The 25193-nt window shown below is 65.2% G+C and carries 30 protein-coding genes; 9 read left to right on the forward strand and 21 right to left on the reverse strand.

The window, feature by feature from the left end; genetic code table 11:
• Nucleotide 1: 1 nt before the first annotated feature.
• The 4 genes from L0V05_RS08340 to rpsA form a co-directional block, all read right to left on the reverse strand.
• Nucleotides 2-655 carry a phosphoribosylanthranilate isomerase gene (locus L0V05_RS08340; protein ID WP_234869650.1) on the reverse strand — a complete coding sequence of 218 codons (654 nt, stop codon included), beginning with the start codon at nt 653-655 and terminating at the stop codon, nt 2-4.
• Nucleotides 656-657: 2 nt separating this feature from the next.
• On the reverse strand, nt 658-1017 hold the full coding sequence (locus tag L0V05_RS08345) for a lipopolysaccharide assembly protein LapA domain-containing protein (RefSeq protein WP_234869651.1): 360 nt from the start codon (nt 1015-1017) through the stop codon (nt 658-660).
• 49 nt (nt 1018-1066) lie between these two features.
• A complete protein-coding gene (gene ihfB, locus L0V05_RS08350) occupies nt 1067-1348 on the reverse strand; it encodes an integration host factor subunit beta (protein ID WP_234869652.1) in 282 nt (93 codons plus the stop codon).
• Between the two features lie 186 nt (nt 1349-1534).
• Nucleotides 1535-3256 carry a 30S ribosomal protein S1 gene (gene rpsA / locus L0V05_RS08355; RefSeq protein WP_255683684.1) on the reverse strand — a complete coding sequence of 574 codons (1722 nt, stop codon included), beginning with the start codon at nt 3254-3256 and terminating at the stop codon, nt 1535-1537.
• Between the two features lie 181 nt (nt 3257-3437).
• Between rpsA and L0V05_RS08360 the strand changes: the two genes are divergently transcribed.
• Nucleotides 3438-4466, forward strand: coding sequence for a COG3904 family protein (locus L0V05_RS08360; RefSeq protein ID WP_234869654.1), 1029 nt, complete (start codon nt 3438-3440; stop codon nt 4464-4466).
• 17 nt (nt 4467-4483) lie between these two features.
• Here the strand turns inward: L0V05_RS08360 and L0V05_RS08365 are convergent, their stop codons facing one another.
• Together L0V05_RS08365 and L0V05_RS08370 are read right to left on the reverse strand one after the other, a co-directional pair.
• Nucleotides 4484-5260 carry an SDR family NAD(P)-dependent oxidoreductase gene (locus L0V05_RS08365; protein WP_234869655.1) on the reverse strand — a complete coding sequence of 259 codons (777 nt, stop codon included), beginning with the start codon at nt 5258-5260 and terminating at the stop codon, nt 4484-4486.
• Nucleotides 5257-5871, reverse strand: coding sequence for a (d)CMP kinase (locus tag L0V05_RS08370; protein ID WP_234870569.1), 615 nt, complete (start codon nt 5869-5871; stop codon nt 5257-5259). Before L0V05_RS08370 ends, L0V05_RS08365 begins: the two co-directional genes overlap by 4 nt.
• A gap of 106 nt (nt 5872-5977) precedes the next feature.
• Here L0V05_RS08370 and L0V05_RS08375 point away from each other — a divergent pair, with 106 nt between their 5' ends.
• Nucleotides 5978-6376 (forward strand): VOC family protein, encoded by a 399-nt coding sequence (locus tag L0V05_RS08375; RefSeq protein WP_234869656.1) that lies wholly within the window; start codon nt 5978-5980, stop codon nt 6374-6376.
• Nucleotides 6377-6467: 91 nt separating this feature from the next.
• On the opposite strand, the gene aroA is transcribed toward L0V05_RS08375, so the two are convergent.
• The 6 genes from aroA to L0V05_RS08405 all read right to left on the reverse strand — a co-directional run bounded on the left by aroA (nt 6468) and on the right by L0V05_RS08405 (nt 12400).
• On the reverse strand, nt 6468-7811 hold the full coding sequence (gene aroA / locus L0V05_RS08380) for a 3-phosphoshikimate 1-carboxyvinyltransferase (protein WP_234869657.1): 1344 nt from the start codon (nt 7809-7811) through the stop codon (nt 6468-6470).
• Between the two features lie 188 nt (nt 7812-7999).
• Nucleotides 8000-8980, reverse strand: a complete 981-nt coding sequence (locus L0V05_RS08385) for a GGDEF domain-containing protein (protein WP_234869658.1) — start codon at nt 8978-8980, stop codon at nt 8000-8002.
• 13 nt (nt 8981-8993) lie between these two features.
• The gene (locus tag L0V05_RS08390) at nt 8994-9578 is read right to left on the reverse strand and encodes a heme NO-binding domain-containing protein (RefSeq protein ID WP_234869659.1); all 585 of its coding nucleotides are present in this window, start codon (nt 9576-9578) and stop codon (nt 8994-8996) included.
• 116 nt (nt 9579-9694) lie between these two features.
• Nucleotides 9695-11251 carry a trimethylamine methyltransferase family protein gene (locus tag L0V05_RS08395; RefSeq protein WP_234869660.1) on the reverse strand — a complete coding sequence of 519 codons (1557 nt, stop codon included), beginning with the start codon at nt 11249-11251 and terminating at the stop codon, nt 9695-9697.
• Between the two features lie 68 nt (nt 11252-11319).
• Nucleotides 11320-12054 (reverse strand): HAD family hydrolase, encoded by a 735-nt coding sequence (locus L0V05_RS08400; RefSeq protein WP_234869661.1) that lies wholly within the window; start codon nt 12052-12054, stop codon nt 11320-11322.
• Nucleotides 12055-12121: 67 nt separating this feature from the next.
• Nucleotides 12122-12400, reverse strand: a complete 279-nt coding sequence (locus tag L0V05_RS08405) for a DUF3572 domain-containing protein (protein WP_234869662.1) — start codon at nt 12398-12400, stop codon at nt 12122-12124.
• Nucleotides 12401-12511: 111 nt separating this feature from the next.
• Between L0V05_RS08405 and L0V05_RS08410 the strand changes: the two genes are divergently transcribed.
• Complete coding sequence (locus L0V05_RS08410) at nt 12512-13894, forward strand: diguanylate cyclase domain-containing protein (RefSeq protein ID WP_234869663.1); 1383 nt, start codon at nt 12512-12514, stop codon at nt 13892-13894.
• A 15-nt stretch (nt 13895-13909) separates the two neighbouring features.
• Here the strand turns inward: L0V05_RS08410 and L0V05_RS08415 are convergent, their stop codons facing one another.
• The 4 genes from L0V05_RS08415 to L0V05_RS08430 all read right to left on the reverse strand — a co-directional run bounded on the left by L0V05_RS08415 (nt 13910) and on the right by L0V05_RS08430 (nt 16098).
• A complete protein-coding gene (locus L0V05_RS08415; protein WP_234869664.1) occupies nt 13910-14437 on the reverse strand; it encodes a periplasmic heavy metal sensor in 528 nt (175 codons plus the stop codon).
• A 1-nt stretch (nt 14438) separates the two neighbouring features.
• Nucleotides 14439-14825, reverse strand: a complete 387-nt coding sequence (locus tag L0V05_RS08420; protein WP_234869665.1) for a dihydroorotate dehydrogenase — start codon at nt 14823-14825, stop codon at nt 14439-14441.
• Nucleotides 14809-15396, reverse strand: a complete 588-nt coding sequence (locus tag L0V05_RS08425; protein ID WP_234869666.1) for an RNA polymerase sigma factor — start codon at nt 15394-15396, stop codon at nt 14809-14811. Before L0V05_RS08425 ends, L0V05_RS08420 begins: the two co-directional genes overlap by 17 nt.
• A gap of 81 nt (nt 15397-15477) precedes the next feature.
• Nucleotides 15478-16098 carry an EF-hand domain-containing protein gene (locus L0V05_RS08430; RefSeq protein ID WP_234869667.1) on the reverse strand — a complete coding sequence of 207 codons (621 nt, stop codon included), beginning with the start codon at nt 16096-16098 and terminating at the stop codon, nt 15478-15480.
• A 177-nt stretch (nt 16099-16275) separates the two neighbouring features.
• On the opposite strand from L0V05_RS08430, the gene L0V05_RS08435 reads away from it, so the two are divergent.
• Both L0V05_RS08435 and L0V05_RS08440 read left to right on the forward strand, forming a co-directional pair.
• Nucleotides 16276-16668 carry a DUF983 domain-containing protein gene (locus L0V05_RS08435; RefSeq protein ID WP_234869668.1) on the forward strand — a complete coding sequence of 131 codons (393 nt, stop codon included), beginning with the start codon at nt 16276-16278 and terminating at the stop codon, nt 16666-16668.
• Nucleotides 16646-17326 carry an NUDIX hydrolase gene (locus tag L0V05_RS08440; protein ID WP_234869669.1) on the forward strand — a complete coding sequence of 227 codons (681 nt, stop codon included), beginning with the start codon at nt 16646-16648 and terminating at the stop codon, nt 17324-17326. Before L0V05_RS08435 ends, L0V05_RS08440 begins: the two co-directional genes overlap by 23 nt.
• Here the strand turns inward: L0V05_RS08440 and L0V05_RS08445 are convergent.
• Both L0V05_RS08445 and L0V05_RS08450 read right to left on the reverse strand, forming a co-directional pair.
• Entirely contained in the window at nt 17323-18216 is an 894-nt protein-coding gene (locus L0V05_RS08445; protein WP_234869670.1) for a DMT family transporter, read from the reverse strand. The two genes, L0V05_RS08440 and L0V05_RS08445, sit on opposite strands and share 4 nt — an antisense overlap.
• Before the next feature lie 39 nt (nt 18217-18255).
• Nucleotides 18256-19200 carry a fatty acid desaturase gene (locus L0V05_RS08450; protein ID WP_234869671.1) on the reverse strand — a complete coding sequence of 315 codons (945 nt, stop codon included), beginning with the start codon at nt 19198-19200 and terminating at the stop codon, nt 18256-18258.
• Nucleotides 19201-19303: 103 nt separating this feature from the next.
• On the opposite strand from L0V05_RS08450, the gene L0V05_RS08455 reads away from it, so the two are divergent.
• On the forward strand, nt 19304-20167 hold the full coding sequence (locus L0V05_RS08455) for a helix-turn-helix domain-containing protein (RefSeq protein WP_234869672.1): 864 nt from the start codon (nt 19304-19306) through the stop codon (nt 20165-20167).
• On the opposite strand, the gene L0V05_RS08460 is transcribed toward L0V05_RS08455, so the two are convergent.
• The 3 genes from L0V05_RS08460 to L0V05_RS08470 all read right to left on the reverse strand — a co-directional run bounded on the left by L0V05_RS08460 (nt 20164) and on the right by L0V05_RS08470 (nt 22393).
• Nucleotides 20164-20688: a lipocalin family protein gene (locus L0V05_RS08460; protein ID WP_234869673.1), complete on the reverse strand. Its 525-nt coding sequence runs from the start codon at nt 20686-20688 to the stop codon at nt 20164-20166. The genes L0V05_RS08455 and L0V05_RS08460 overlap by 4 nt on opposite strands.
• Nucleotides 20676-21275, reverse strand: a complete 600-nt coding sequence (locus L0V05_RS08465; RefSeq protein ID WP_234869674.1) for a hypothetical protein — start codon at nt 21273-21275, stop codon at nt 20676-20678. The genes L0V05_RS08460 and L0V05_RS08465 overlap by 13 nt, the downstream gene beginning before the upstream one ends.
• A 74-nt stretch (nt 21276-21349) precedes the next feature.
• Nucleotides 21350-22393 carry an aldo/keto reductase gene (locus L0V05_RS08470; protein WP_234869675.1) on the reverse strand — a complete coding sequence of 348 codons (1044 nt, stop codon included), beginning with the start codon at nt 22391-22393 and terminating at the stop codon, nt 21350-21352.
• Nucleotides 22394-22598: 205 nt separating this feature from the next.
• On the opposite strand from L0V05_RS08470, the gene L0V05_RS08475 reads away from it, so the two are divergent.
• The 3 genes from L0V05_RS08475 to L0V05_RS08485 all read left to right on the forward strand — a co-directional run bounded on the left by L0V05_RS08475 (nt 22599) and on the right by L0V05_RS08485 (nt 25098).
• The gene (locus tag L0V05_RS08475; RefSeq protein WP_234869676.1) at nt 22599-23183 is read left to right on the forward strand and encodes a YceI family protein; all 585 of its coding nucleotides are present in this window, start codon (nt 22599-22601) and stop codon (nt 23181-23183) included.
• A gap of 3 nt (nt 23184-23186) precedes the next feature.
• Nucleotides 23187-23732, forward strand: coding sequence for a cytochrome b (locus L0V05_RS08480; RefSeq protein ID WP_234869677.1), 546 nt, complete (start codon nt 23187-23189; stop codon nt 23730-23732).
• Nucleotides 23733-23874: 142 nt separating this feature from the next.
• The gene (locus L0V05_RS08485) at nt 23875-25098 is read left to right on the forward strand and encodes an MFS transporter (protein WP_234869678.1); all 1224 of its coding nucleotides are present in this window, start codon (nt 23875-23877) and stop codon (nt 25096-25098) included.
• The last annotated feature ends 95 nt before the right edge of the window (nt 25099-25193 follow it).

Here is a 25193-nt window from a genome sequence, read left to right on the forward strand (position 1 = left end):
CCTAAGGAAGCGTGAAGCCGCGGGCCGCCTTCACAAACGCCCGGATCTTCGCCGGGTCCTTCATCCCCGGCGCGCCTTCGACGCCGGACGAGACATCGACCTGCCGCGCGTTGGTCAACCGGATCGCCTCGGCGACATTTTCGGCTGTCAGCCCGCCCGCGAGCATCCACGGCCGAAGCCAGCGGCGCTGCGCCACCAGCCGCCAGTCGAAGGTCAGTCCGTTGCCGCCCGGCAGAACCGCGTCCATGGGAGGCTTGGCGTCGACCAGGATCTGGTCGGCCACGAGGCTGTAGTCGAGCACCGCGGCCAGATCACCTGCCTCGGCCACGCCCACCGCCTTCATCACCGGCAACCCGTAGCGGGCGCGGATCTCGGCAACCCGGTCAGTGCTTTCGCGCCCGTGGAGTTGCAGCATGTCGAGCGGCACCTCGCCGGTGATCCGGTCGAGGGCAGCGTCATCGGCATCGACCACGAGCGCCACCTTTGCGAGGCCGACCGGAGCGGCAAGAGCGGCTGTCCGCGCCTCAGGTATCGAAAGATTGCGCGGCGATTTCGCAAAAAAGACGAAGCCCGCATAGGCGGCACCCGCCTCGGCCACAGCCTCGACATCTGCCGCCGTCCGCAGGCCGCAGATCTTGACCCGGATCTCGGTCATGCTCAGCTCGCCTTGCGGGGGCTTTCCAGGAGCGCCAGAACTTCGTCCTTGTGCTCAGGCTTATCCTCGCGAAGCCGGGCAACCTCGCGTTCGAGATTGGCCACTTCCCGCGACTTGCGGCTGGCGATCGACCGATGCTTGGTTTCGCGCAGCCATTCCCAGACGAAACCGATCAGCACCCCCACGACGATGCCGCCAAAGACAACCAGGAACAGCGGGATCTGGATCGTCCAACCGATCCCGGCGAAGGGGCCGATGCTGTCAGGCAGAAGCCGCAGCGCGACAGGATCACGATTTGCGAGGGCAATCGTCAGAAGGGCAACTGTAAGTAGCCCAAGCAGCAGGTAGCGAAGAAACCGCATCGTCAGACCTCGCGTCCCAAGGATCGGGCAGTCGATCCCGACGGGGGGTTTACTTGCCGTTCAACCGGTCGCGCAAGAGCTTTCCGGTCTTGAAGAACGGCACGTCCTTCTGCTCGACATCGACCGCTTCGCCGGTGCGCGGATTGCGGCCCAGACGGGCATCGCGGGCCTTGACCGAGAAGGCACCGAAGCCCCGTAACTCGACACGGTCGCCCTTGGCCAGCGCCTCGATGATCTCTTCGAACACGGTGTTCACGATACGCTCGACGTGGCGTTGAGTGAGATGCGGATTCTCGTCCGCGATCTTCTGGATCAGTTCAGACCGGATCATGTCCTTAAGTCCCCCCCTGTGGTCGTGCCAGGCCGCCGCCACATGTTCTTTGGTCGACTATAGGGAAGAATATTCGTCGCACAAACAGGAAAACCCTTCCAGCGCCTGCACTTGGCGGGGCTTCGCGCAAAAAGAAAGGGCCCCGCCAGCGGCGGAGCCCCAATTGCTGCGGAGCGGCGAGCGGCCTCAGCCCCGGTCGGAGCCCTTGAGCGCCGCCCCAAGGATGTCACCCAGCGACGCGCCCGAATCGGACGAGCCATACTGTTCGACGGCCTCTTTCTCTTCCGCGATCTCGCGCGCCTTGATCGACAGGCCCAGACGACGGGTCTTCGGGTCGATGTTGGTCACGCGGACGTCGATGTGGTCACCGACCTGGAAGCGCTCAGGGCGCTGCTCCGAACGGTCACGCGACAGGTCCGAGCGGCGGATGAACGACTTGGCGCCGTTGTACTCCACCTCGATCCCGCCATCCTCGATCGCCGAGACAGTGACCGTGATGACCGAACCGCGCTTCACGCCATCGACCGCATCCGAGAAGCTGTCGTCGCCCAGAGCCTTGATCGAGAGCGAGATGCGCTCTTTCTCGGTATCCACCTCGGTGACGGCGGCCTTGACCGTATCGCCCTTGCGGTAGTTCTGGATCGCATCCTCGCCGCGCTGATCCCAGCTCAGGTCGGAGAGGTGCACCATGCCATCGATATCGTTGTCGAGGCCGACGAACAGACCGAATTCGGTGATGTTCTTGACTTCGCCCTCGATGGTCGAACCGACCGGATGGCTTTCAGCGAAGACTTCCCACGGATTGCGCTGCGTCTGCTTCAGGCCCAGCGAGACGCGACGCTTGGCGCTGTCGATCTCGAGAACCATGACGTCGACTTCCTGCGAGGTCGAGACGATCTTGCCGGGATGGACGTTCTTCTTGGTCCAGCTCATTTCCGAGACGTGGACCAAGCCTTCGACGCCGGCTTCCAGTTCGACGAACGCACCGTAATCGGTGATGTTGGTCACTCGGCCCTTGTGGACCGACCCGATCGGATAGGCTTTCTCAACGGCATCCCACGGATCGGCCTGGAGTTGCTTCATGCCAAGCGAGATCCGGTGGGTGTCCTTGTTGATCTTGATGACCTGAACCTTCAGGGTCTCGCCGATCGACAGGATTTCCGACGGATGGTTGACACGGCGCCAGGCCATGTCGGTCACGTGCAGCAGGCCGTCCACGCCGCCCAGGTCAACGAACGCACCGTATTCGGTGATGTTCTTGACCACACCATCGACAACCTGGCCTTCGGTCAGGTTCGAGATGACTTCGGCACGCTGTTCGGCGCGGCTCTCTTCCAGGATCGCGCGGCGCGACACCACGATGTTGCCACGGCGGCGGTCCATCTTCAGGATCTGGAAGGGCTGCTTCATGCCCATGAGCGGGCCGGCGTCGCGCACGGGGCGCACGTCAACCTGGCTGCCCGGAAGGAAGGCGACGGCGCCGCCCAGATCGACGGTGAAGCCACCCTTGACGCGGCCGAAGATCGCGCCTTCGACGCGGGTTTCGGCGGCATAGGCTTTTTCCAGACGGTCCCAGGCCTCTTCGCGCTTGGCTTTCTCGCGGCTGATGACAGCCTCGCCTTTCGCGTTCTCGACCCGGTCCAGATAGACCTCGACTTCGTCGCCGACATGGATGTCGGGCGCTTCGCCGGGGCTTGCGAATTCTTTCAGGTCAACGCGGCCTTCCATCTTGTAGCCGACGTCGATGATGGCCTGGCCCGCCTCGATGGCGATCACCTTGCCTTTGACAACCGAGCCCTCTTCGGGGGTGTCAATCTCGAAGCTTTCCTTCAGGAGGGCTTCGAATTCTTCCATGGATGCTTTAGCGCACATGCGTAGTTTGGTCCTTTCATCATTTTCACTGGCCATGCGGTTGGCTCCGCCGGTCTTCATGCTCGAAACAGCAATTACCCCGTCCGGAGGCCGGAGGGGCAAAGACCCGTACGGGTCGGCGCCGATATAGGGAGTATCCGGCCCGCTGGCAAGCGACGATGAAGCCGGTACGTGGTTGTGGTAGCGTTGCGCCGCGAAATTGCGACTGGGGGACTCCATGACGAAAACCGCGGCCGTGATCCTGTCGGTCTGTTTGCCAGCTGGCCTTGGCGCAGGTCCCGCCGATGCGATGAGCTACGAGGTTTCGACCGATGCCGAGAGCGGCCGGGTCATCCTGCATGCCTCGGGCACGATCACGCCCGACGATTTCGCGCTTTTCCCCGAGGCGTTGTTCAAGTCGCTGGTCGCCATGGCGCCCGACAGCCCCTACCGCCCGCTTCTGGTCCTCGAGTCAGGCGGCGGCGAGCCGGGCACGGCAATGATTCTGGGCCGCACCGTGCGCGAGGCGGGACTTGACACCCTGGTCCCCGCCGGAGACGTCGGCTGCCATTCGGCCTGCACGCTTATGTTCCTGGGCGGGGTAAAGCGGAAAGTCGAGGGTGACTTCGGCATCCATGCGGCGCGCTATGAAAATGATGTCGTGGTGCCCTCCGAAGAGGCGCTGGCCCAGCAATTCGACCTGCAATCCTTTGCCGTGGACCAGATCGCCTATGCGCGAGAGATGATCGGCGACGACCGGATGATCCGCGCGGCGCTGCAGGTGGGCTCGACCAACACCGCCCTGGTCGCCGACCCGGATCTGGCGAACTGGGGGATCATCACGACCGCGCTGCGGCCATCGCAATATCTGCCCGTTGTGGAAGGACGGCTGGCCTCCTGCGCGGCAGCCGGGGCCGGGCCGGCTGATGAGGCAGAAGCCTGGCTGTGCACCGAGGTCGATCTGGCGCGCATCTATCGCCAGATCGAACTGGTGACGGCGGCATTGTCGGGCGACGAACGGGCAGATGACGATATGGCCCAGACCGAACGCTTCGAGGCCAACTGGCGGTCCTGCGCGGGGGTGCGATTCAGCGATGCCCTGCCCGAGGCGATGGAACTGGCCCGCACCGTGGCTCCCGACCGGCGCGTCCCTGCCTGTATCGGCGCGGCGCTGACAGCCCGACTTGACCAGTTGACTGCGATCCAGACCTATCTGAAGGTGATCGACAGCCAGCCAGCCCTCGGCGGCTGGGTGCCCGAGGACTGATCGCCCCGGGGGCCGGATCACGGCATAAGCTGTCCGCCATTCACCTCGATCACCTGGCCGACGATGTAGGGAGAAAGGACCGCCGAGGCGAGGAACAGGTAGGCACCCACGCAGTCCTCTACCGTTCCGAGCCGGCCCTGGGGAATGGTCGCAAGCTGCGCCTTGAGTTGCGCCTCCGTCGAATAGCGTTCGTGAAACGGCGTCTCGATTACCCCCGGGGCGACCGCGTTGACCCGGATGCCAAAGGGGATCAGTTCCTTCGCCATGCCGCGCGTCACGTTGTGCACGAAGGCCTTGGACGCGCCGTAAAGCCCTGCCCCGCCGCTCGCCCCATTTCGCGCCGCAACCGAAGTGGTGTTGATGATGAACCCACCTCCTGCCGCCTTGATCGGCGCGATGGCCGCCTGCGACGCCACGATCACGGACCGGGCGTTGAGGTCCATGATCTCGTCGTAATCGGCCTCACGCGCCTCGGCATAGGGCACGCGTCGAACCATGCCGCCCGCGTTGTTGATGAGGCCATCAAGGCCGCCAAATGCCCGCACGGCCTGCTCCACCGCGTCGCGCGCGCCCGCTCCCGTCGAAACATCCGCACGGATCAGCCGGACCTTGCCCTGCCCCGCCTCGATCTCGGCTGCAATTTTTTCCGCCGCCTCGACACTTGCGTTGTAGTGCAGCCCCACCCGTGCCCCTTGGGCGGCGAATGCACGCGCGACGGCGGCGCCAATACCGGTCGAAGCTCCCGTAACAAGAACCGCCTTGCCTTCCAGATCAGGTATCCGAAGCCTTGTCATCCCGCCCCGCCCTTTGCCAAAGCCACCTCTACGATCGATATGGCGCGGGCGACCGCGCTGTCGATATCCATCTCGGATGTATCGAGGGTTATGGCATCCTCTGCCGGCTTCAGCGGAGCGTCGGCCCTGCCCATGTCGCGGGCGTCGCGGTCGCGCACCTCGGCCAGCATCGCGTCGTAGCTCAGAGGCGCCGCCTCTCCGCCGAGCTCCAGCCAGCGCCGCCGCGCCCGCACCTCGGGCGAGGCGGTGACGAAGAGCTTCACCTCGGCCTCGGGGCAAATCACCGTGCCGATGTCGCGCCCGTCCAGCACGGCGCCCCCCACGGCCCGTGCCCGGCGCCGCTGGAAATCGAACAGGGCGGCGCGGACCTCCGGGATGACAGCCACCCTGCTCGCCGCCTGTCCCGCTTCGGCCGTGCGCAAGTCCTCGCGCGCCAGGTCTGCTGCCCCTAGCCCGCGCGCCGCATCGACCGGATCGCCCCCTTTTGCTCCCACTGCCCGGTAGAGAAGGCCCGTATCCAGGTGCGAAAAGCCGAACCGCTCCGCAATGGCACGTCCGATCGTTCCCTTGCCCGATGCCGCCGGCCCGTCGATCGCCACCGTGAAGATCATCCGCTCCTCCTTGCGCCGGCTGACCTTGTTGCCCAAGGATGGAGCCCTGTCAAACCGCGAGGGACCGATGATCACCGGCGCACCGCCTCGAACCTGGGCGATGGGCATGCCCGAATTCCTCGTCACTGATCTGGACGAAAGCCTCGCCTTCTGGCGCGGTGTCCTCGGCTTCCGCATCGCCTACTCCCGGCCCGAGCAGCAATTTGTCTATCTCGAGCATCCCGATGGCGCACAGGCGATGATGTATCCGCGCGACGGTGCCTGGGAGACCGGCCCGATGGAGCGCCCCTTCGGCCGTGGCGTGGTGTTTCAGGTCTATGTTCACGATGTCGATGCGCTGGCCCGGACCGTCGCCGCGGCGGGCGTGCCCCTCTATGTGGCACTTCGAGAACGCTGGCGCCACTGGGGCGACAGGCTGGGCGGCCAGCGGGAATTCCTCGTGCAGGACCCCGACGGCTATCTGGTGATGGTCGCCCAGAGGATTGGCGAACGTCCCCTCGACTAGCGGCGCCGGGTTTCTTCTTTTGAAAAAGCAACCCGGGGGGTGAGCCCAAGGGCGCGAGGGGGCAGCGCCCCCTTCTGCCTGACCCACGGCGTCAGCGGCGGACGAGGTCCGCGCCCAGCCCCTTCATCAAGCCTTCAAAGACCGGAAAGCTGGTCAAGATGGGCGAGGCGTCATCCACGCCGACCGGTTGCTTCGCCGCCATCCCGCAGACAAGGAAGCTCATAGCGATCCGATGGTCGAGATGGGTCTTCGCCGTCGCGCCGCCCGGAACGCCACCCGCGCCTAGGCCGTGGACGATCAGCGTGTCATCGTCCTCCTCAACACGCACCCCACAGGCCTCAAGCCCGCGCGCCATGGCGTCGATCCGGTCGCTTTCCTTGACGCGCAGTTCCTTCACCCCGCGCATCACCGTCTTGCCTTCGGCAAAAGCCGCGACGACCGACAGGATCGGGTATTCATCGATCATCGAGGGCGCCCGCTCCGGCGGCACCTCAATTCCCTTGAGGCTGCTGGCCCGCACCCGCAGGTCCGCCACAGGCTCGCCGCCTTCTTCGCGCGGGTTCTGGAATTCAATGTCGGCCCCCATCTCGACCAGCGTGATGTAAAGGCCATTGCGAGTCAGGTTCTGGCTGACGCCGGGCACGAGGATGTCCGACCCTTCGACAATCAGTGCGGCACAGACCGGAAATGCGGCCGAGGACGGGTCGCGCGGAACGGCGACTGTCTGCGGCTTGAGCTCCGGCCGGCCCGTCAGCGTGATGACGTGGCCCTCGGCCGTCTTTTCGACCGACAGTTTCGCACCGAAACCCAGCAGCATCCGTTCCGAATGGTCGCGGGTCGGTTCCTTCTCGATCACCACGGTCTCGCCAGGGGCATTAAGGCCGGCGAGCAGCACCGCCGATTTCACCTGGGCCGAGGCGACCGGCAGCGTGTAGCGCACCGGCACCGGATCGGCCGCGCCAACGATGGTCATCGGTAGCCGGCCGCCCTGCCGTCCGAAGGCGCGCGCGCCGAACAGCGACAGGGGATCGGTCACCCGGCCCATCGGCCGCTTGCGCAGCGAGGCATCGCCAGTGAATGTTGCGGTGATCGCGGTCGTCGCCATCGTCCCCATGATAAGCCGCACGCCGGTGCCGGAATTGCCGCAGTCGATCACATCGGCCGGTTCAGAGAATCCGCCCACCCCCACGCCATTCACCGACCAGCTTCCGGGACCATGTTGCGTGACCTCGGCCCCGAAGGCGCGCATCGCCTTGGCGGTGTCGAGCACATCCTGCCCTTCCAGAAGGCCGGTGATCTTCGTCTCGCCCACGGCCATCGCCCCGAAGATCAGGGCTCTATGGCTGATCGACTTGTCGCCCGGCACCTCGGCGCGGCCCTTGAGCGGGCCCGAGCGGCGGGCGGTCATCGGTTCGGGCGTGGCGTGGCCGGACATGGAAACCTCGGTTGTTGGCGCGGCGTGAGGCTTACCCAATGCCGTCGCGGCGGTCCAGCGCCAACCTGCCGGTGAATGCCCGCGGAACTGGGCGATAAGTGACAGCCTGTCGGCCACGGGCCTGACCGCCGGTCCTCGCCTTTGTGACGAAAACCTCCCTGCCCCGTGGCCTTCGCCGCCCGGAAGGGTCAGGTCGATGCGTGGAGGATGGCGCGCCCGCGTCCCTGCCGTTTGGCCTCGTATAGCGCGGCATCGGCATCGGCGAGCATCCGGTCGGACAGGACGCAGTCGTAACCGGTCGACGCCGCCATGCCGATGCTGGCAGAGACCCGCGTCGAAACTCCCTGAAAATCCATCGGCTCCTCCAGCCGCGCGATGATGCGAGCAGAGATGAGTTGCAGCCGCTCGGCATCGACGAGTCCGGGCAACAAGATGACGAATTCGTCGCCGCCGACCCTCGCCACCGTGTCGCCGGCACGCGTCTGCGCCCGCAGAACGCCCGCCACGCTGCGCAGGACATGATCGCCAGCCGCGTGGCCGAGCGTGTCGTTCACTGCCTTGAACCAGTCGAGGTCCAGATGCATGAGGCCGAACGGCTGCCCGCGCGTCACCAGCTCCGCCAGGGCAAGATCAAGCGCCCGACGGTTGCGCAGGCCGGTCAGTGTATCGGTCATCGCCCGTTCTTCCGCCTCAGACCGGGCGCCTTCCAGGCGGCGATTCATGGCGCGCAACTCGCCCATCACGGCCGTCTTGGCCTCGATCAGGTACAGAAGCTCCATCGCGAGGTCGGTCGGCGCGAAATCCGCATCCGTAAGGTCGTGGTCGCGCACGGCTTCCGCAACCGTGATGCCCAAAGAAAGATTCAGCAGCAGCCCCTGACCTGCCTGCAGTGGAACGGCAAGGCCGCGAAGCGAGGTCCTGCCTTCACCGCGACGAACCAGATGCAGGCGGTCGCCTGTCCGCGCTGCGAGCGCAGCCATGTCGGCGATGTTCCCCGGACGGCCAACCTCGAACAGCGCAAAGAACTCCTGCCCGACGGCATCCTCGGGCAGAAGCTTGGCCAGCGTCGGTCCGACTTGGGCGATACGCCCGGTCTCGGTCAGCCAAAGAAACATCGGCATCAGCCGGGCCATCGAGCCAATGTCGAGCATCAGGCCCGTCAGGGTCATGCCGCCGTCCATGTCAGGAGATCCCGGCCAGATCGAAGCGCCGCCCTTCCGAGAAGGTCAGGTCGAGAAGATCGATTCGGATGATTTCGCCTTCGGGCCATGCCCCCTCATGCTCCAGGATGGCAAGGCTACCGTAATCGTCGGCCATCGCGCGCAGAAGCCCAAGTATGACATGCCCCGTGCCGATGAGCGGAGACTTGCACATCAGGCGAAAGCGGTCTGACCTTTGCTCGCTCAGGGCGAGTTGCGGCAACACCAGCTCCGGCAGCGCCATGCGGGCCCGATCGGGCAGGTCGTCGAGCGAGTGCAGGAAATCGACAAAGCCGGTTCCGCCAAAGCGCAAAAGCCGGCGCAGCCGCTCCAGTTCGGGATGGGAGACGAGATAGGTTCCAAGATCCTCCAGCAAGGCATCGCGAGGGCGGTCCAAACGCTGCGCCGCCGCCGCGACGACACGGTCGGTCAGGCTATCTTCGTAATCGAGAAGCGCCTCGAAGCCATCGGGACCAAGTCCGGCGCGTGCGGCAACATCCAGCCAGACAGCCTCGCCATAGGTGCGACGAAGAAAGCCCTGAATAGAGCGGTTGAGCAACCCATGCATCTGCGCATCCCCGGTGTTTCGGGAAGGCTAGGTTTCGCGGGTTAACACAGAGGTAATCCGACCCCGGGGCATCCGGCCTGTCGCGAGCAGAATGCTACGAATTCTACTAGATAGGCTCAGAAATCGGTGGGCGCGCCGCCCTCCTGTTTTCGCCGCGCCACGAAGCGGCGCAGTTCCTCCAGGTGGTCACCGTTGATCGGTGGCGGTTCGAACTCGGCGAGAATCGCCTTGTAGATGCGGTGCGCCCGTTCGGGCGTCTCGACCGCGCCATCCAGTTGCCAGGCCTCGTAGTTGCGCCAGTCCGACACGAAGGGAGAATAGAAGGCGGTGGTGTAGCGCTCCTGCGTGTGCTGGCAGCCGAAATAATGGCCGTTTGGACCGACTTCTCGGATGGCGTCGAAGGCAAGGTCGTCTTCGGTCGTGGACCAGGTCGCCTCTTCGAAATAGCGCTGGATCATCTGCAGCACTTCGCAGTCCATCACGAACTTTTCGGGGCTGGCGATAAGACCGCCCTCAAGCCAGCCGGCGGCGTGGTAGACCATGTTGGTGCCCGAGGTGACGGCGGCCCAGAGGCTGTTCGAGGTTTCCCACATCGCCTGCGCATCCGGGACGTTGGCGGCACAGACACCCGAGGACCGCATCGGCAGCTTGTAGAACCGCGCCAGCTGCCCGGTCATCTGGGTCGCGCGCATGTATTCTGGCGTGCCGAAGGCCGGCGCGCCAGATTTCATGTCCACGTTCGAGGTGAAGGTGCCGATCGCCACCGGGCAGCCCGGATTGATGTATTGCAGGAGCGCGATCGCGGCGAGGCCCTCGGCCAGAGACAGCGCCACTGCCCCCGACATGGTGACGGGCGCCATCGCGCCGGCCAGCGTGAAGGGCGTAACCACCACCGGCTGCCCACGCCGCGCAAGGCGCATCGCGCCGTCCAGCATCGGGAAGTCGTGCTTCAGCGGTGAGACCGAGTTGATGTTGGTATACATCCGCGGCTTGGCGCGGAACTCGTCCTCGGACAATCCGCCAGCGATGCGGACCATCTCCATCACGTCCTCGACCCGCTCGGCGCCCAGAGAGTAGGCGTGACAAACCTTGTCGGTCAGCGTCAGCTTCTCGAAGAGGCAGTCGAGATGGCGGATCGAGGGGTGGATGTCGATCGGCTCCACTGGGTAGCCGCCGGCAATGTGGATGCAGTTGAAGTACTGCGTCAGCTTCATGAAGTCCTTGAACGTCTCGAAATCGCCCGACCGCTTGCCGCGTTCGAGGTCCCAGGAATTCGGCGGGGACGAGACGTTGACGAAGACCATCTTCTTGCCGCCCATCACGATCTCGCGCTCGGGGTTGCGAGGCGTGATGGTGAAGCTGGCCGGGGCGTGGCCCAGCATTTCCATGACGAAGGCCTCGTCCATCCGGACATTGGTACCGTCGACCTTGCAGCCGGCCTTCTTCAGGATCGTCACGGCTTCGGGGTTCAGGAACTCGATGCCGATGTCGCGCAGGATGCGCATCGTGGTGCGATGGACCGCCATAACGCCGTCATGGTCGAGCGGTTCGGTCGGCCGGTCGGGGTTCTCGGGGATGCGCCACGGCATCTGCTCGATGGCCGCGGACCCTGCGCGCTGCTTGTTGCCCGCCCGTCCCCCGGCCCGCTTGCGCCGGCCTGCATCATCGTTCATCGCTTCACTCCGCCTGATGCGCGTCTTTCCCAGACATTGGCGCAAGGATGACGGGCGAGACGAGTACTTTACGACGCAACTGCGTCGTTTTTGGCATGAGCGCGCGCTGACGGGCGCTGCTGATCGTCGATCCAGGCCGGAAGGTCGCCGATGCTGGGCAGAACCGCTTCGGCGAGATGGGCCAGATCCTCATGCTCCGCCGGCCCGGTCAGCACGCCGATCGGCCGCATTCCGGCGGCCTTGCCGGCGACAAGATCATGGGTGCTGTCACCCACCATCAGCACCTGCCCGGGCGCGACGCCCTGCGCATGGGCAAAGGCCAGAAGCATCCCCGGCGCGGGCTTGGCCCCATGGCCGGAATCGCTGCCGGCGATGAAATCGAACAGTTCCTCGACGCCGTGCGCAGAGAGATGCGCCCGCGCGGCCTCTTCCACGTCGTTCGTCGCCAGGCCGATCCGCAGGCCACGCTCGCGCAGCTGCAACAGAAGCAGTTCCAGAGGAACAGCCGGCACCATCTCGGCCTCGACGGCAAGCTGGTTGAAACGGGCAATCAGCGCTTCGTGCGTCGCGCCGGGAAGATGCGGCAGGACAGTCTCGGCGATCTCGTAGCTGGTCGACGTCACGACCGGGCTGTGCGGCGCGAAGACATCCGTCACAAGATCATAACCAAGCGCGGCGGCCATCGCATCGGCATGGGCCTCGTCTTGCGCGAATTCATCGAGCATGCTGCGCGTCCAGCGGCCCCAGCTCTTGCGGAAGTCGAAAAGCGTGCCGTCCTTGTCGAAGAGAACGCCCTTGATCATCGCTTGCTTACCTGGCGCCGACTGAGAATGCGGGCACCCTACCCGCACGGCCAGCAATTGCAATCCATCAGGTCCAGTTCCGCCCGGCTTCACCCAGAAGCATCAGATGCGCCTGCATGGGCTCGGAATAGGGTAGCCCTGCCTCATCGCAGAAAGCGGTCACCCTGGCATCCTCTTGCAGCAGGAACTCGAGGACCGACCGCAGGAACGCCGGCTGTGACGCGGCCTGCCGCAAATCGGCAGGCGAGGCACCGGTCGCGGCAAGAAAGGCCGGCAGAAGCTCGTGTTGCGACGCGATCCAGCCCAGGGCCCGAATTGCCAGCATCTCGGCAGAATCATGCTTCACGATTTCGTAATCTCCCATGCCGAGAGCGCGGTGGCTGCCGGACCGAAAGACTTTCTTAACCAATCGCCATCCAGTGTGAAGGGGCGAAGAACAGGATGCGGCAGCCCGGGCATGAGCGGACGGATACTCATCATTGACGGCGTCGCGACGAACCGGATCGTGCTGATGGCGCGGCTTCAGGCGGCCTGCTACCACGCCGTGACAGCCGCGGACGGCGCCAACGGGCTTGACGTGATGCGGCGCAACCCTCCCAACCTGGTGCTGCTGAATGGCACCTTGCCAGACATGCCGGGCACTGCGGTTCTGGCGCGGATCCGGTCAAATCCAGCCCTGAGCGACGTGCCGGTCGTGATGCTCTTGGACAACCTCTTGTCCGACCAGCGCCTTGAGCTAATCCGCGCCGGCGCGGACGACGCCCTGCCCCGGTCCATCGACCCGAACTGGCTGCTGGCGCGGGCGCGGGCGCTGATGCGGTCCCGGGCGGCGTCGCGTCTCCTGCGGGCGCATGAGGCGACGCTCGGCCAGGCGGGGATGGCAGAACGGCCCGAGGGATTCGACCATCCCGGGCTAGCCGCCATCGTGGCCGAGAAGTATGACGTGGCCGATGCCCTGCTGCAGCGGCTCGAACCGCACCAGCGCAATCGCCTTGTGGCACTGACCCGGAGCGAGGCGCTGAACCCCCGCGACGCCGGCCAGCTTCACATCGACGCGTTCCTGCTGGCCGCCAGCCCCGGAAATGGGGAGGCCACGCTGCGTCTCATGTCCGAACTCAGAACCCGCGGCGCCGCGCCGGAAGCGGAATTCTGCGTGCTCCTGCAGGACGCAGCCGGCACTGCGGCCATCAACGCCCTGAACATGGATGCCCAGGACGTTCTCGACCGGGACTGCCCGGCAGAGGAGATCGCTTTCCGGCTCGATCGGATGATCCGCCGCAAGAAGCATGACGACCGCAGGCGCAAGGCGATCGATGACGGCCTGCGCTATTCGGTGATGGATCCGCTCACCGGCTTGCACAACATGCGCTTTGCAGAACCCGAACTCGACCGGCTGATCGAACGGTCGCGGCGGCAGGGCAGGTCGCTGGCCGTGATGGTCATCGACCTCGACCGCTTCAAGTCGGTCAATGACATCTGGGGGCACCCGACTGGCAACGCGGTTCTCGTCGAAGTGGCCCGGCGGCTGAAGGCTGCACTCAGTCCGGGCGCCTTGCTCGCCCGGATGGGCGGCGAGGAATTCATGGTCGCCTTGCCGGATTGCGACACCGATCTGGCCCGAGCAACCGCGCAGCGCCTGTGTGCCGCAATCAAGGGCGAGCCTTTCCTCACACCGTCGGGCCAACCGATCGCGGTAACCGTCTCGATCGGTTGGTCGCTCTCCATCGCCGAAAGGCCCGAAGACACGCGCCTCAGCATGGTCGAGCGTGCCGATCAGGCGCTGCTCATGGCCAAGGCCGCCGGGCGCAATCGCGCCATCCAAAGCCGATCCGCCGCATAAATTCGACCCTGCCCATCAGGGGGCCATCGGTGGCGGCTCACTCATGCGCCGACCGTGGGACATCTCTTCTTCAAGTCGATCTGCGAAGCGCTGACGCTCTTCATCGGTCATCGCAACCACCCGTTCGATCAGGAGTCGCTGCCCAAGCTTCAGCCTCTCGGTCAAGCGTTGCTCCTGCTGATCCGCCAGCGACCAGAGGGTGTCAGGCTGGAAAGGCTGGGCCCGCAAAGCGGCAAGGAAGTCCCCAAGATCCTTGCGGACTGCCCTTATGTCGCTCCACCGACCGCCCATCCGGGCCTGGAACTCGTCGCGGAGCGCTTCACGATCCTTCAGCGACAACGCTCTGTCGAAGGGACCGAAACCGAGCTCGCGCACACTCAGACGATGCTCACGACCGGGGCCGAACAGGGCCGCGCCCGCAATCGCGCCGACCACGGCGAGATTGAGCGCAACCGAGATCACCAGCGCGATCTTCATCCAGCGCGGTGTAGCTGCAGGCCCCGGAGCGGGGGAAACGACCTCGGGATTGGTGTCCAGCGTCATGTCAGCCCTCTGACTGGAAGGGGTCAAAGGCCGGGATCAGGTCTACCCTATCGAGGGAGGCGGTCACCCCAAGCGCCCGCGAGACACTGTCCGTCACGCTCGACAGCCCGGCGGGTTGGACGGCACCAAGCCAGACCCCCGCCAGCGTCGCCGTCGCAAGACCCGCCGTCAAACCGAGCCCTCTGAACCAGCCTGACAGGTGCGGCATCAGTCCTCGTGAAGGGATGTTGGCCCGAAGAGGCGGACGGCTTGCGCGCCCGGCCTGTTCGGCAAGGGCCGCCGCCTCGATCCGCTGAACCAGACTGCCCGGGGGAAGCGGTGCGTCTGCCCGCGCTTCCGCAAAAAGACCGTCCAGGTCCTCCTCGCCCATCTCAAACTTCGTTGTCATATCCGAGCTCCGCCCGCCGCGGCGACAGAATTGCAGTCAGGCTGCGCTTGCCTCGCGCAATCAAACTTTCGACCGCTTCCACGCCTATGTCCATCACTTCGGCAATCTCTGGATTGCCCAGTCCTTCCAGGTGGCGCAAGACCACCGCCTGTCGCTGCCGATCTGGCAGTCGCGCCAGCGCCGCCTCCAGCGCCTGCATCCGGTCCCGCTCGATCAGCCCCGCCTGCGCGCCGGGTGTATCGTCCTCTGGCTCGGCCACATCCTCGAGCGCCGATGGGCGCTTTTTGCGGATGCGGTCGGTGCAAAGGTTCAGCACCACGCGATAGAGCCAGGTCGAGATTTTCGCCTCACCCTGCCGCCAGTCTGACGCCACGCGCCAAAGACGCAGCATCGCCTCCTGCACCACATCCTCGGCCTCGGCCCGGTCGCTCAGTACCCGCGCGGCAAAACCGAACGCGCGCGGGGTCAGGCGAAGGGTCAGGGCACGGGCAGCCGCCTGGTCCCCATTGGCATAGAGGACCAGAAGCGCCTCGTCCGAGACGTCCGACAGGGCATCAAGCGCCATTTCCATTCCGTCCGGGTCTAGCCTGACCGTCCGTCCTTTCCAAGTCCGCGCCCCGGCCAGCATGGACCGGAGCGCGATTCACTCAGCTCAGTTGTCGTCGCCCCAGCCGTGCATCCACTCGCCCCAGCCTTGGCCGCGATGGCCGTGCTTTCCACCCGGTCCGCGGCCGGGCTCCCCCCTGTCGGCCATGGCCGCCGCAGCCTCGTCCTTCGTGACCGCGCCGTCACCATCGATATCGAACCGCTCGAACATCATTTCGCCCATGCCTCCGCCCATCATCGGGCCGGCGGCCAGTTCCTCGACCGACAGGGCGCCATCCCCGTCGACATCGAGACGGGCGATCATCTGGGTGGAACGCTGCGCGACCATCTGCGCCATGTTCTGCATCATCTGCGCAGAAAGCTCGTCAGCAGTAATCTTGTTATCCTTGTTTGCATCCAGTCCGGCGATGCGGCTTTGACGGAAGGCCAAGACCTCGTCCTTGGTGATCTTGCCGTCGCTGTTCACATCGATCTGCTCGAACATGAACATCGGCATTCCGCCCATGCCCTGCCCCATGCCACGGCCCATGCCGGGGCCGCCCATCTGGCCGGCGCCCATCATCCCCTGAGCAGGAGCATCAGGCGCGTTTTCCTGTGCCAGTGCGAAACCGGCAATACTGATCGCGGCGATCAGCCCGAATGTGCCGAACACAGTCTTCTTGTTCATCGTCTCACTCCTTCTGGCGGGCGCACCCATGCGCGCCGTTCTGGATGAGAAACGTATGAGCCGTTAACTTCCGTCGCTGCCTGTTTCAGCGACAACGCGCCGCGCCCCGTCGATCATGACTTTCTGCGGCAGCATCTCCGATGTAGAAATCTGGTCTCTGCAGTTCAGGATTCCGCGATGACATACGCCGCCCTTACCGATGCCGACGACCGGCCGCTGCGCCTCGCGCTTTCGCGGGGCTGGCGGCGGCGGTGCCCAAACTGCGGCGCAGGGCCGATGATGAGCGGCTATCTCAAGGTCCGCGATCACTGTCCGGTCTGCGGACAGGAACTGATGCATCACCGCGCCGATGACGGCCCCGCCTACCTGACCATCCTCATCGTCGGCCACCTGATGGCGCCGGCGCTGCTGATTGCCTTCGTCGAATTCCGACCCGATCCGCTGCTGCTCGGCACGATCTTTTCGGTCGGGACAGTCGCACTTTCGCTCTATCTTCTGCCAAGGCTGAAGGGCGCCCTGATCGGGGTTCAATGGGCAAAGAGGATGCATGGGTTCGGCGCAAGTGGATGAGGTTCCGGTTCCCCGCGACGCGTCCAGCCTGATCCTGGTGCGGGACGGGCTGTCTGGGCCCGAGGTTCTCATGGGCCAACGCGGCGCAGCTGCGGCCTTCATGCCGTCCAAGTTCGTCTTTCCGGGTGGGGCCGTCGATCCCGAGGACGGCGCGCTGCCCCTTTCGACCGAACTGTCGCCGGTCTGTGCGGCCCGGCTAAGTTCGGGCGGGAACTGCGCGGCCGATGCCCTGGTCGGTGCGGCCCTGCGCGAGATGTGGGAAGAGGCGGGATTGGCGCTCGGCCGGCCCGGCAAGGCCGACCTTCCGCCCGGCTGGGACGGCTTCGCGGAACGAGGCGTGATCCCCTCGGCCGCCGGCCTGCGCTACATCTTTCGCGCGGTAACTCCACCCGCACGGACGCGCCGGTTCGATGCCCGCTTCTTCCTTGCGCGGGCCGAGGCAGTCGTCGGCGATACGGGCGATTTCTCGGCGGCGACGGACGAACTCAGCCACCTGCACTGGCTTCCTCTGGCAGAGGCACGGCGGCTCGATCTGCCTTTCATCACCGAGATCGTCCTTGCCGAGGTGGCGCAGAGGCTCACGGAAGACGGCCCGCCGCCGCCGGTGCCCTTCTTCGACAATACCGGCCCGCGCCCGGTGTTCCGGCGCATCGCCTAGGCAATAGCGACAACGCCAACGATTCCCGCGGCCAGCAGCGCGATCCCGAAAAGCTCGCGCGCCGTAACCTTCTCGTGGAAGATGAGAACCGAGACCGCGAGCGAGAAGATCAGCTCGATCTGACCCAGGCTTCGCACATAGGCCGCATTCATCAGCGCGAAGGCCAGGAACCACCCGAATGAACCAAGGATGCCGGTCAGCCCGACGAACGCTGTCGACCGCCAGGCAGCAATGACGCGCCCGACCTCACCCGGCTCGCGCCAGTTCAGCCAGAAGCGCATGGCCAGCGCCTGGAAGGTGCTGACCGCCGCCAACGCCACCGTAGCTCGGAAAAGGGGCGAGTCCGATGCGACCTGAAGCGTCGCACCGCGATAACCGACCGATGACAGGCCGAAGAGCGCCCCGGCGGTCAGACCAAGCGCAACGGCGCGGTTGAAGATCGAGAAATGGCCCCACCCCTTCGCCGGACGCGACAGCAGGATCACCCCGGCAGTGCCAATGGCAATGGCAATCAGGCCGGCATTCGAAACTGGCTCGGCCAGAATAACCGCCGAGAACAGAGCCACAATCAGCGTCTCCGACTTGGTAAAGGCGATCCCGACGGCAAAGCTCCGTTCGGAAAACAGCGCCACCGTGCAGAAGGTGGCGACGATCTGCGTCACACCGCCCATCAGCATGTAGGGCCAGAAGGTCCAGTCCGGCCAAACAAGACGTTCTCCAGCGACGACGAGCACGGCAAGGACGGCAAGGGCCAAAGGCGCGCCGAACAGGAACCGCGAGAAGGTCGCGCCGCCGGTCGAAAGGCCAATCCCCTTCAGGCGCTTCTGCAGCAGGAACCGCAGCGTTTGGACGGCGGCGGCGGCAATGGTGACAATGACCCAGAGTTCCATGACCCCGGTTTCGCAGGCCCCCCTGCCCGCTGCAAGGTGCTATTCGGCGGCGCGGATACGCTCGTCCTGAGGCGGCATCGCATTCCTTTGGACGGGCCAGATCGGATGGGGAACCGGGTCCTTCGCCTTGAGGAAATAGCGGCGGAACACTTCGCCGTAGCCGACATACCGATAGCCTTCGTTGCGGCGCAGGTAATGGTCGCGGTTGGCGGCATACATCGCGGGCAGCCGGTACCACGGCACCGCCGGATGCATGTGATGCACCACATGAAGGTTGTTGTTCAGGAAGAGCAGCGACAGCGGCCCCCGATCCTCGATCAGCACGGTCCGCGCCCGGGCCGCCTCATGCGCCCGATGTTCAAGATAGGTGCGGATCTTGAGCACCGAATAAGCGAGATAGGCCGAAAGGAGATAGGCCAGAACCGGCATTGAGCCGACCGCCAGAAGCCAGCCGAGAACCAGGAGAAGCCCGATCCCGTGCAGCGCCCAGGCCCGGCGGATCTCGGTTTGCCCGCCACGCAGCAACCTGAGGTCCGACTGCACGAAAAGGACCGTGCCTATTGCCGGACCCAGCAGCATCCTACCGAGCAGCGTATTGTTCAGGCGCAGAAGCGTCTGCGCCCAAGAGGGCATCCGCGCCCAGACCGCCGGGTCCTGATAGTTCGATTCCGGGTCATCGTAGGGATCGGTCAGGGCCGGATCGTAGTGATGCTGAAGATGGGTGGTGCGGAACCGTTCGTAGGGCACATAGGGCATCAGTGCCGGGAAAACGAGCGCATCATTCAACGCCTGCGACGGGAAGGGATGGCCGTGGATGACCTCGTGCTGCAACGACGAGAACTGGGCAATCGCCACCGCCGTCAGTCCGATCCCGAGCGGCAGCCACAGCGATGCCGCCCAGGTCGTTCCGATCACCCAGAGCGCATATGTTGCCGCCATCAGAAGCACAGTCGGCCATTCGACCGCTGTCGTGTTCGAACGCATTGAATTCCCCGGCTCTTTTCCCGCCAAGATAGCACTTGCAAGGACTCGCGGGAATTCAGAGGATAAGCAACACAACCACAACATTGATGATTTTATGAAACAAATGAATGATTCACGCGACAAGCGAAGCCGAGCCGATCTGTTTCGCGCCCGTCTGGGCGAAGCGATGGATCTGCGCGGGCTAAGCCAGAGCGCCCTTGCCCGGAGGGTCGGTGTCGACCGGTCGACGATCTCGCAGCTTCTCGATCCCGCATCGGCGCGGCTGCCGAACGCGCAGGTGGCGGCAGAATGCGCCATCGCGCTTTCGGTCAGTGCCGACTGGCTTCTTGGCCTGACCGACCGTCCGGAGCTGCCGGACGCGCGGCTGGCCGAGGTTCTCAGGCTGACGGACGCCTCGCGCGCCCTGATCGACGAGACGATCTTCGGCTGGCATCAGGAAGCTGCGGGCTACAAGATCCGCCACGTTCCCGCGACCCTGCCTGACATGGTCAAGACCCGGCGGATGATGGAATGGGAATACGGCCCCCAACTGGGCGCTGATGCGGCTCAGGCGCTGGCGACAGCCGAGGCGCGGCTCGACTGGATGCGCCATGCGCGGTCCGATTACGAGATCGCATTTCCGCTTCACGAACTCGAAGCTTTCGTCCGGGCCGAGGGCTATTACGCCGGCCTACCTCTAGGCGTCCGGCTGGAGCAGATCGACAGGCTGATCGCGTTGGTCGACGCGCTCTACCCTTCGGTCCGCATCTACCTCTTCGATGCGCGCCGCATCTTCTCGGCCCCCATCACCATCTTCGGGCCCTTCCTGGCGGTGATCTATCTCGGCAGCCACTACCTGGCCCTGCGCGACCCAGAGCGGATCGCCGTGCTGTCGCGGCATTTTGACGGGCTGGTGCGCGACGCGGGCATGGCGGCGCGGGATCTGCCCGGCCACCTGCGCGCCTTGCGATCGAGCCTCACGCCCTAACCCACCGGTCGCAAACGGGCTGTGTTGTAGCCATTCCAGTCGAGGATTTCCTTGGCCGCAGCCAGCCGGTCAGGGGGAAGATCGGCGCTGCGGTTCAGGATCATGCCGAACTTGCCAGAGGGCGTGCCGATCACAATCGTGCGGTAGTCCGCATCAACCCAGAGCACCCACCATTCGGCGCCCAGCCCCTCGGGGTCGGCAGCGGTCAGCCTGATCCGGCCCGGCCCGGTGATCCGTCCCGGACCGGCATATCCTGCAGGCAATCCGGCAAGGCAGAGATCGGCATCGACGGTGAAATCGCTGCCGCGCACGTCAGACACGGTCAGCCCACCGGCGGAACAGGGCCGCGCCCCGGCCGAGGCGAGTTCGGCCACTTGAACCCATTTCCCCTTCAGCCGCGCAGGATCGAAGGTCGCATTGGAATACATCGGCGTCCCATCGCGGCGCAGTGCTTCGGTCTTTGTGGGCGCGGGGGCGCAGGCCGCAACAAGCGTCAGCGCAGCAAGGATCAGTCGATGCATTGGGTCATCCTTTCCCCATTGAGCCCGAGAATGTCCTGGCAGCCGAACAGAGGCGTGATCGGCGAACAGGTCTGCGACCGTGCAAGGCATTGCCCCTCGCAGTCGCTCTTCTTGCTGCAATGCTTTCCGGCATCGCGCGTTTCCATCACGCAGGCGCGGGCGCCGGTCGATCCGACCTTGGAATAGACGCCCTTCTTCTTCTCGCAGGCCAGTTGCGCGGGAGACTTGTAGACCGGCGGTGGCGGCTGCACCGCCTCTGCGGCGGCATCGACGGCCGCCTTCGCGGCGGGGTCCGGTTCGGTTGGGGCGACCTCGCTCGCAGCCATCTGCGGCTTGCCCGGCTTGCCCCCGGCAGCCGCCGGAGCCGCTGCTGGCTTTGCGCCCGCGGTGGCGGCAGCAGCTTCCGGCTGGGGAGCATCGGACTTCGCGGACCCGGGTTTTGCGGCATCGAGCGGTGTAACCGCGATGTCGGTCGCAGCGGCGGAAGCGGCCGGCGTCGGCTCTCCCTCCTTCGGCTGGGCACCCGGCAAAGAAAGCTTGCAGGCAGACAGGACCAGCAACGCGACAAGGATCAGGGGGCGGAGCATCGACTGTAAATCCGATTGCATTCGAAGTTACGCCCAAAAGGCACGAGCGCCCCGACGGACGCAAGCCCCGCCTCTCAGAACGGCTGTCCGAAGCGGCGATGAACCCGGTCGATCTCGGCCAGAACCTCTTCCGCCAGCCGGACATCGGCAGCCCCGAGACAGATGCGCAACTGGTCGGTCGAGGTTGCGCCAATGATCGGGATCGTCGGGAACGGCCGCGACATGCAGAATGCGATGGCCATCTGCGCCGGATCGAGGCCGTGGCGCCCGGCAACGCCGACATATTCATCGACCGCTGCCTGCGCTTGCGGCGTCAGGCGGCCGCTCAGCGTCGGGTTCAGGCTGCGGCGGGAACCGGGTGGCGTCGCCCCGTTGGCATACTTCCCGGTCAGAAGGCCCGTCGCCAGCGGCGAGAAGGCCAGAAGCGGCATGTCTTCCATGACCGAGAACTCGGCCCAGTCGCTGTCGAACTGCCGACAAAGCAGCGAATACTCGTTCTGCACGGTCATCATGCGCGGCAGTCCATGGGCCTCGGCCAAAGCCAGCCATTTCGCCGCCCCCCAGACGCTTTCGTTCGAAAGGGCGATATGGCGGATCTTGCCGGCGCGGATCAATTCGTCGGCTGCCTCCAGCATCTCGAGCATGTGGTCGGTCACTGCGTTGCGATCCTGCCCGCGCGGGTCGAACGTCCAGATATCGCGGAAGTGATAGGCTTCCCGGTTGGGCCAGTGCAACTGATAGAGGTCGATGACATCGGTCTTCAGCCGGCGCAGCGATCCCTCGACGGCCTCGCGCATGATCGTGCCGCTCATGGGCGCGCCGTTTCGGACGGCGGCCTGCCCCCCTCCGGTAACTTTCGTCGCGAGAACAACGTCGTGCCGACGTCCTGTCTTCGCGAACCAGCTGCCGATGATCTCTTCCGTACGGCCGACGGTCTCGGCCCTGACCGGGTTGACAGGATACATCTCGGCCGCATCCCAGAAGGTCGCACCGTGATCCATCGCCATGTCCATCTGGGCATGGCCCTCAGCCTCGGTGTTCTGGCTGCCCCAGGTCATTGTGCCAAGGCAGATTTCCGACACGGTCAGACCGGTGCGCCCCAGGGGAACCTGCTTCATCTTGCCTCCTCGGCCCTTCATGGATTTGGCGCCACCCTAGCGGCTCGGTCGGGATCGGCAACCCCATGCCTCTGTCGCAGATTTCCATGCCGGGCCAGGCGCGGCCAAACCGCGATGCGAGGGGACAGACCCGTCTTCACCTCGTTGTGAAAACTGCGGCGGATGAAATCCGGCGTGCTATCGTCAATCGAGCAGAGAGGTAAACATGACCATAATCAACTTCCGGTCGGTCGCGCTTGGGCTGGCTGCAGCATGCACGCTGTCGAGCGCGGCCCTTGCGGCGCCTGTCCGCTACTCGCTGGATTCCTCCTCTTCGAAGGTCGGATTCGAGACCATGTTCGGAGCCGATGCCATCACCGGAACCATGCCCGTGACCAGGGCCGACCTCACGATCGACTTCGAACGGCTTACCGCCTCGAAGGTCGCAGTCGCGCTGGATGTGACGAATGCGGAGGCGAGCTTTCCCTTCGCGGCGCAAGCGATGAAGGGGCCGAAGGTACTGGATGCCGGGACCTATCCCCTGATCACCTTCGTCTCGACCGCCGTCCGACCGAAAGATGCGAGCAAGGCCCAGATCGACGGGGATATCACCATCCGCGGCGTGACCCGCCCGATCACCTTCGAAGCCAATATCTGGCGCCAGCAAGGCAGCGAAAGCGGGGACCTCAGCAACCTGACGATCCGATTGACCGGCGCGATCAACCGCAGCGATTTCGGCGCAGTCGGGTGGAGCGACATGGTCGCCGACAAGGTCAGCCTGGATATCCTTGCCCGGATCTCGAAGGACTGAGCGATGACCTGGCGGAACACGCCCGACAATTTCGGCCTTGTCACCCGGCTCCTCCATTGGCTGATGGCCATCGGGATCCTCTTCCTTCTTGCGCTTGGCACCCGGCTGGCCGGCATGCAGCCGGGTCTTGCCAACCTCTGGCTCTACGGTCTGCACAAGAGCATCGGCCTCTGCCTGCTGGCGCTGGTCGTGATCCGGCTGGTCTGGCACCGGATCAGCCCGCCGCCTTCGCCGATCGGCGACCCCAGGGCGCTGTCGCAACGGCTGGCGCGATGGGGCCATGCGCTGATCTATATCCTGCTCCTCGCCATTCCGCTGTCTGGCTGGATCGCCAGTTCCGCAAGCGGGATCGACACTGTGCTGTTCGAAACCTGGACCGTGCCGCGGATCGCGCCCGTCTCGGCAGCCTGGGAAAATGCCGGCTGGGCCGCCCATGGCCTTTTGACCAAGCTGCTCATGGCGGTCCTGCTGGTGCATGTCGCCGCCGCACTGAAACGGCAGATGGACGGCGACGGCACGTTGCGGCGCATGTGGTCAGGTGGCAACTGAGCCCCTGCGCCGAACCACGCCTCTTCTACGCCACACGCGGAAAGTCCTTGAGGGCTTTCGCGTGCCGTGCCTGAAACCGGCCTTTCAGCGCTTCCCCCCGTCCTGAAATACGGGCAGTCTGCGGCCACTCCACCGGTGAGCGATGCGCCTTCTCATCTCCTTTACTGCCCTGTTCGTGTCTGTCGTGCTCCTGCAACTCGGAACCGGCGGCGTGGCTCCGCTTGACGCGATTTCGGGCGTCAAGCTCGGCTTCACCACGGCGCAGATCGGCCTTCTCGGCTCGGCACATTTCTTCGGCTTCTTCATCGGCTGCTGGTGGGCGCCGCGCCTGATGGGCGAGGTGGGCCATTCCCGTGCCTTCGCCGCCTTCACCGCCGCAGGCACCATCGGCATCCTCGCCCATATGATGATCGTCAATCCCTATGCCTGGGCGATCATGCGCATGGCGTCGGGCCTTTGCGTCGCGGGCTGCTACACCATCATCGAGGCCTGGCTGCAAGCCAAGGTCACGAACGAGACGCGCGGTCGCGCCATGGGCGTCTACCGGATCGTCGACATCAGCGGCAGCCTGCTGGCCCAGCTGATGATCGGCGTGCTCGAACCCGCCTCATACCTGTCCTACAACATCCTGGCGCTGGCCTGCTGCGCCGCGATCTTTCCCCTGACGCTGACCAAGGCCGAAGCACCGGAAATGCCGCTTGCCCCGCGCCTGCGCCCTCGGCTGGCCTGGGACCGCTCGCCTCTGGCGGCGGTGGGGGTAATTGTCTCGGGCATCACCGGGGCCGCCTTCCGCATGGTGGGACCGGTCTACGGCGTCGAAGTCGGCCTGCGGGCCGACCAGATCGCACTGTTCCTGGCCGCCTATGTGGTCGGGGGTGCGCTCGCCCAGTTCCCGGTTGGCTGGGTCGCCGACAAGTTCGACCGCCGCCATGTCCTGATAGGGCTCTCCGTCCTCAGCATAATCGCCTGTGCGGGTGCCGTGACCTTTGCCGATCGCGGAAACGTGGCGATCTTCACCGCAGCCGTGGTCTTTGGCTTTGCCACTCTGCCTATCTACTCGGTCTCGACCGCACATGCCCACGACTATTCGACCAGTCTCGAACGGGTCGAGCTCTCCGCCGCTCTGATGTTTCTTTACGCGGTGGGCGCCATCGCCAGCCCCTGGTTCGCCTCTATCGTGATCGAGGCCTTCGGACCGGGGGCGATGTTCCTAATGATCGCGCTGGCCCATGCGCTACTGATCGTGTTCGGTCTTGTGAGGATGCGCGCGCGCCCTGCCCCGGAAGGTCGGACCGCCTACACCTACGAACCGCGCACCTCTTTCCTCATCGGTCGGCTCCTGCGCCGCGACCGAGAGGAAGGGTAAGGCACAGACCGCCAGCGCCGAGCGGCCTGGACCCGTGCAACGCTTCTGGTTCTCGCCAATCCCTTGCGCTAAAGGGGGCGCGACAGCAAAGGCAA

This window comes from Alitabrizicola rongguiensis, assembly GCF_021491355.1.
Lineage (GTDB): Bacteria > Pseudomonadota > Alphaproteobacteria > Rhodobacterales > Rhodobacteraceae > Aliitabrizicola > Aliitabrizicola rongguiensis.

Coding starts and splice junctions, on each gene's coding strand:
- L0V05_RS08340 (WP_234869650.1), bottom strand. CDS start 655: ATGACCGAGATCCGGGTCAAGATCTGCGGCCTGCGGACGGCGGCAGAT.
- L0V05_RS08345 (WP_234869651.1), bottom strand. CDS start 1,017: ATGCGGTTTCTTCGCTACCTGCTGCTTGGGCTACTTACAGTTGCCCTT.
- ihfB (WP_234869652.1), bottom strand. CDS start 1,348: ATGATCCGGTCTGAACTGATCCAGAAGATCGCGGACGAGAATCCGCAT.
- rpsA (WP_255683684.1), bottom strand. CDS start 3,256: ATGGCCAGTGAAAATGATGAAAGGACCAAACTACGCATGTGCGCTAAA.
- L0V05_RS08360 (WP_234869654.1), top strand. CDS start 3,438: ATGACGAAAACCGCGGCCGTGATCCTGTCGGTCTGTTTGCCAGCTGGC.
- L0V05_RS08365 (WP_234869655.1), bottom strand. CDS start 5,260: ATGACAAGGCTTCGGATACCTGATCTGGAAGGCAAGGCGGTTCTTGTT.
- L0V05_RS08370 (WP_234870569.1), bottom strand. CDS start 5,871: ATGATCTTCACGGTGGCGATCGACGGGCCGGCGGCATCGGGCAAGGGA.
- L0V05_RS08375 (WP_234869656.1), top strand. CDS start 5,978: ATGCCCGAATTCCTCGTCACTGATCTGGACGAAAGCCTCGCCTTCTGG.
- aroA (WP_234869657.1), bottom strand. CDS start 7,811: ATGTCCGGCCACGCCACGCCCGAACCGATGACCGCCCGCCGCTCGGGC.
- L0V05_RS08385 (WP_234869658.1), bottom strand. CDS start 8,980: ATGACCCTGACGGGCCTGATGCTCGACATTGGCTCGATGGCCCGGCTG.
- L0V05_RS08390 (WP_234869659.1), bottom strand. CDS start 9,578: ATGCATGGGTTGCTCAACCGCTCTATTCAGGGCTTTCTTCGTCGCACC.
- L0V05_RS08395 (WP_234869660.1), bottom strand. CDS start 11,251: ATGAACGATGATGCAGGCCGGCGCAAGCGGGCCGGGGGACGGGCGGGC.
- L0V05_RS08400 (WP_234869661.1), bottom strand. CDS start 12,054: ATGATCAAGGGCGTTCTCTTCGACAAGGACGGCACGCTTTTCGACTTC.
- L0V05_RS08410 (WP_234869663.1), top strand. CDS start 12,512: ATGAGCGGACGGATACTCATCATTGACGGCGTCGCGACGAACCGGATC.
- L0V05_RS08415 (WP_234869664.1), bottom strand. CDS start 14,437: ATGACGCTGGACACCAATCCCGAGGTCGTTTCCCCCGCTCCGGGGCCT.
- L0V05_RS08420 (WP_234869665.1), bottom strand. CDS start 14,825: ATGACAACGAAGTTTGAGATGGGCGAGGAGGACCTGGACGGTCTTTTT.
- L0V05_RS08425 (WP_234869666.1), bottom strand. CDS start 15,396: ATGGAAATGGCGCTTGATGCCCTGTCGGACGTCTCGGACGAGGCGCTT.
- L0V05_RS08430 (WP_234869667.1), bottom strand. CDS start 16,098: ATGAACAAGAAGACTGTGTTCGGCACATTCGGGCTGATCGCCGCGATC.
- L0V05_RS08435 (WP_234869668.1), top strand. CDS start 16,276: ATGACATACGCCGCCCTTACCGATGCCGACGACCGGCCGCTGCGCCTC.
- L0V05_RS08440 (WP_234869669.1), top strand. CDS start 16,646: ATGGGTTCGGCGCAAGTGGATGAGGTTCCGGTTCCCCGCGACGCGTCC.
- L0V05_RS08445 (WP_234869670.1), bottom strand. CDS start 18,216: ATGGAACTCTGGGTCATTGTCACCATTGCCGCCGCCGCCGTCCAAACG.
- L0V05_RS08450 (WP_234869671.1), bottom strand. CDS start 19,200: ATGCGTTCGAACACGACAGCGGTCGAATGGCCGACTGTGCTTCTGATG.
- L0V05_RS08455 (WP_234869672.1), top strand. CDS start 19,304: ATGAATGATTCACGCGACAAGCGAAGCCGAGCCGATCTGTTTCGCGCC.
- L0V05_RS08460 (WP_234869673.1), bottom strand. CDS start 20,688: ATGCATCGACTGATCCTTGCTGCGCTGACGCTTGTTGCGGCCTGCGCC.
- L0V05_RS08465 (WP_234869674.1), bottom strand. CDS start 21,275: ATGCTCCGCCCCCTGATCCTTGTCGCGTTGCTGGTCCTGTCTGCCTGC.
- L0V05_RS08470 (WP_234869675.1), bottom strand. CDS start 22,393: ATGAAGCAGGTTCCCCTGGGGCGCACCGGTCTGACCGTGTCGGAAATC.
- L0V05_RS08475 (WP_234869676.1), top strand. CDS start 22,599: ATGACCATAATCAACTTCCGGTCGGTCGCGCTTGGGCTGGCTGCAGCA.
- L0V05_RS08480 (WP_234869677.1), top strand. CDS start 23,187: ATGACCTGGCGGAACACGCCCGACAATTTCGGCCTTGTCACCCGGCTC.
- L0V05_RS08485 (WP_234869678.1), top strand. CDS start 23,875: ATGCGCCTTCTCATCTCCTTTACTGCCCTGTTCGTGTCTGTCGTGCTC.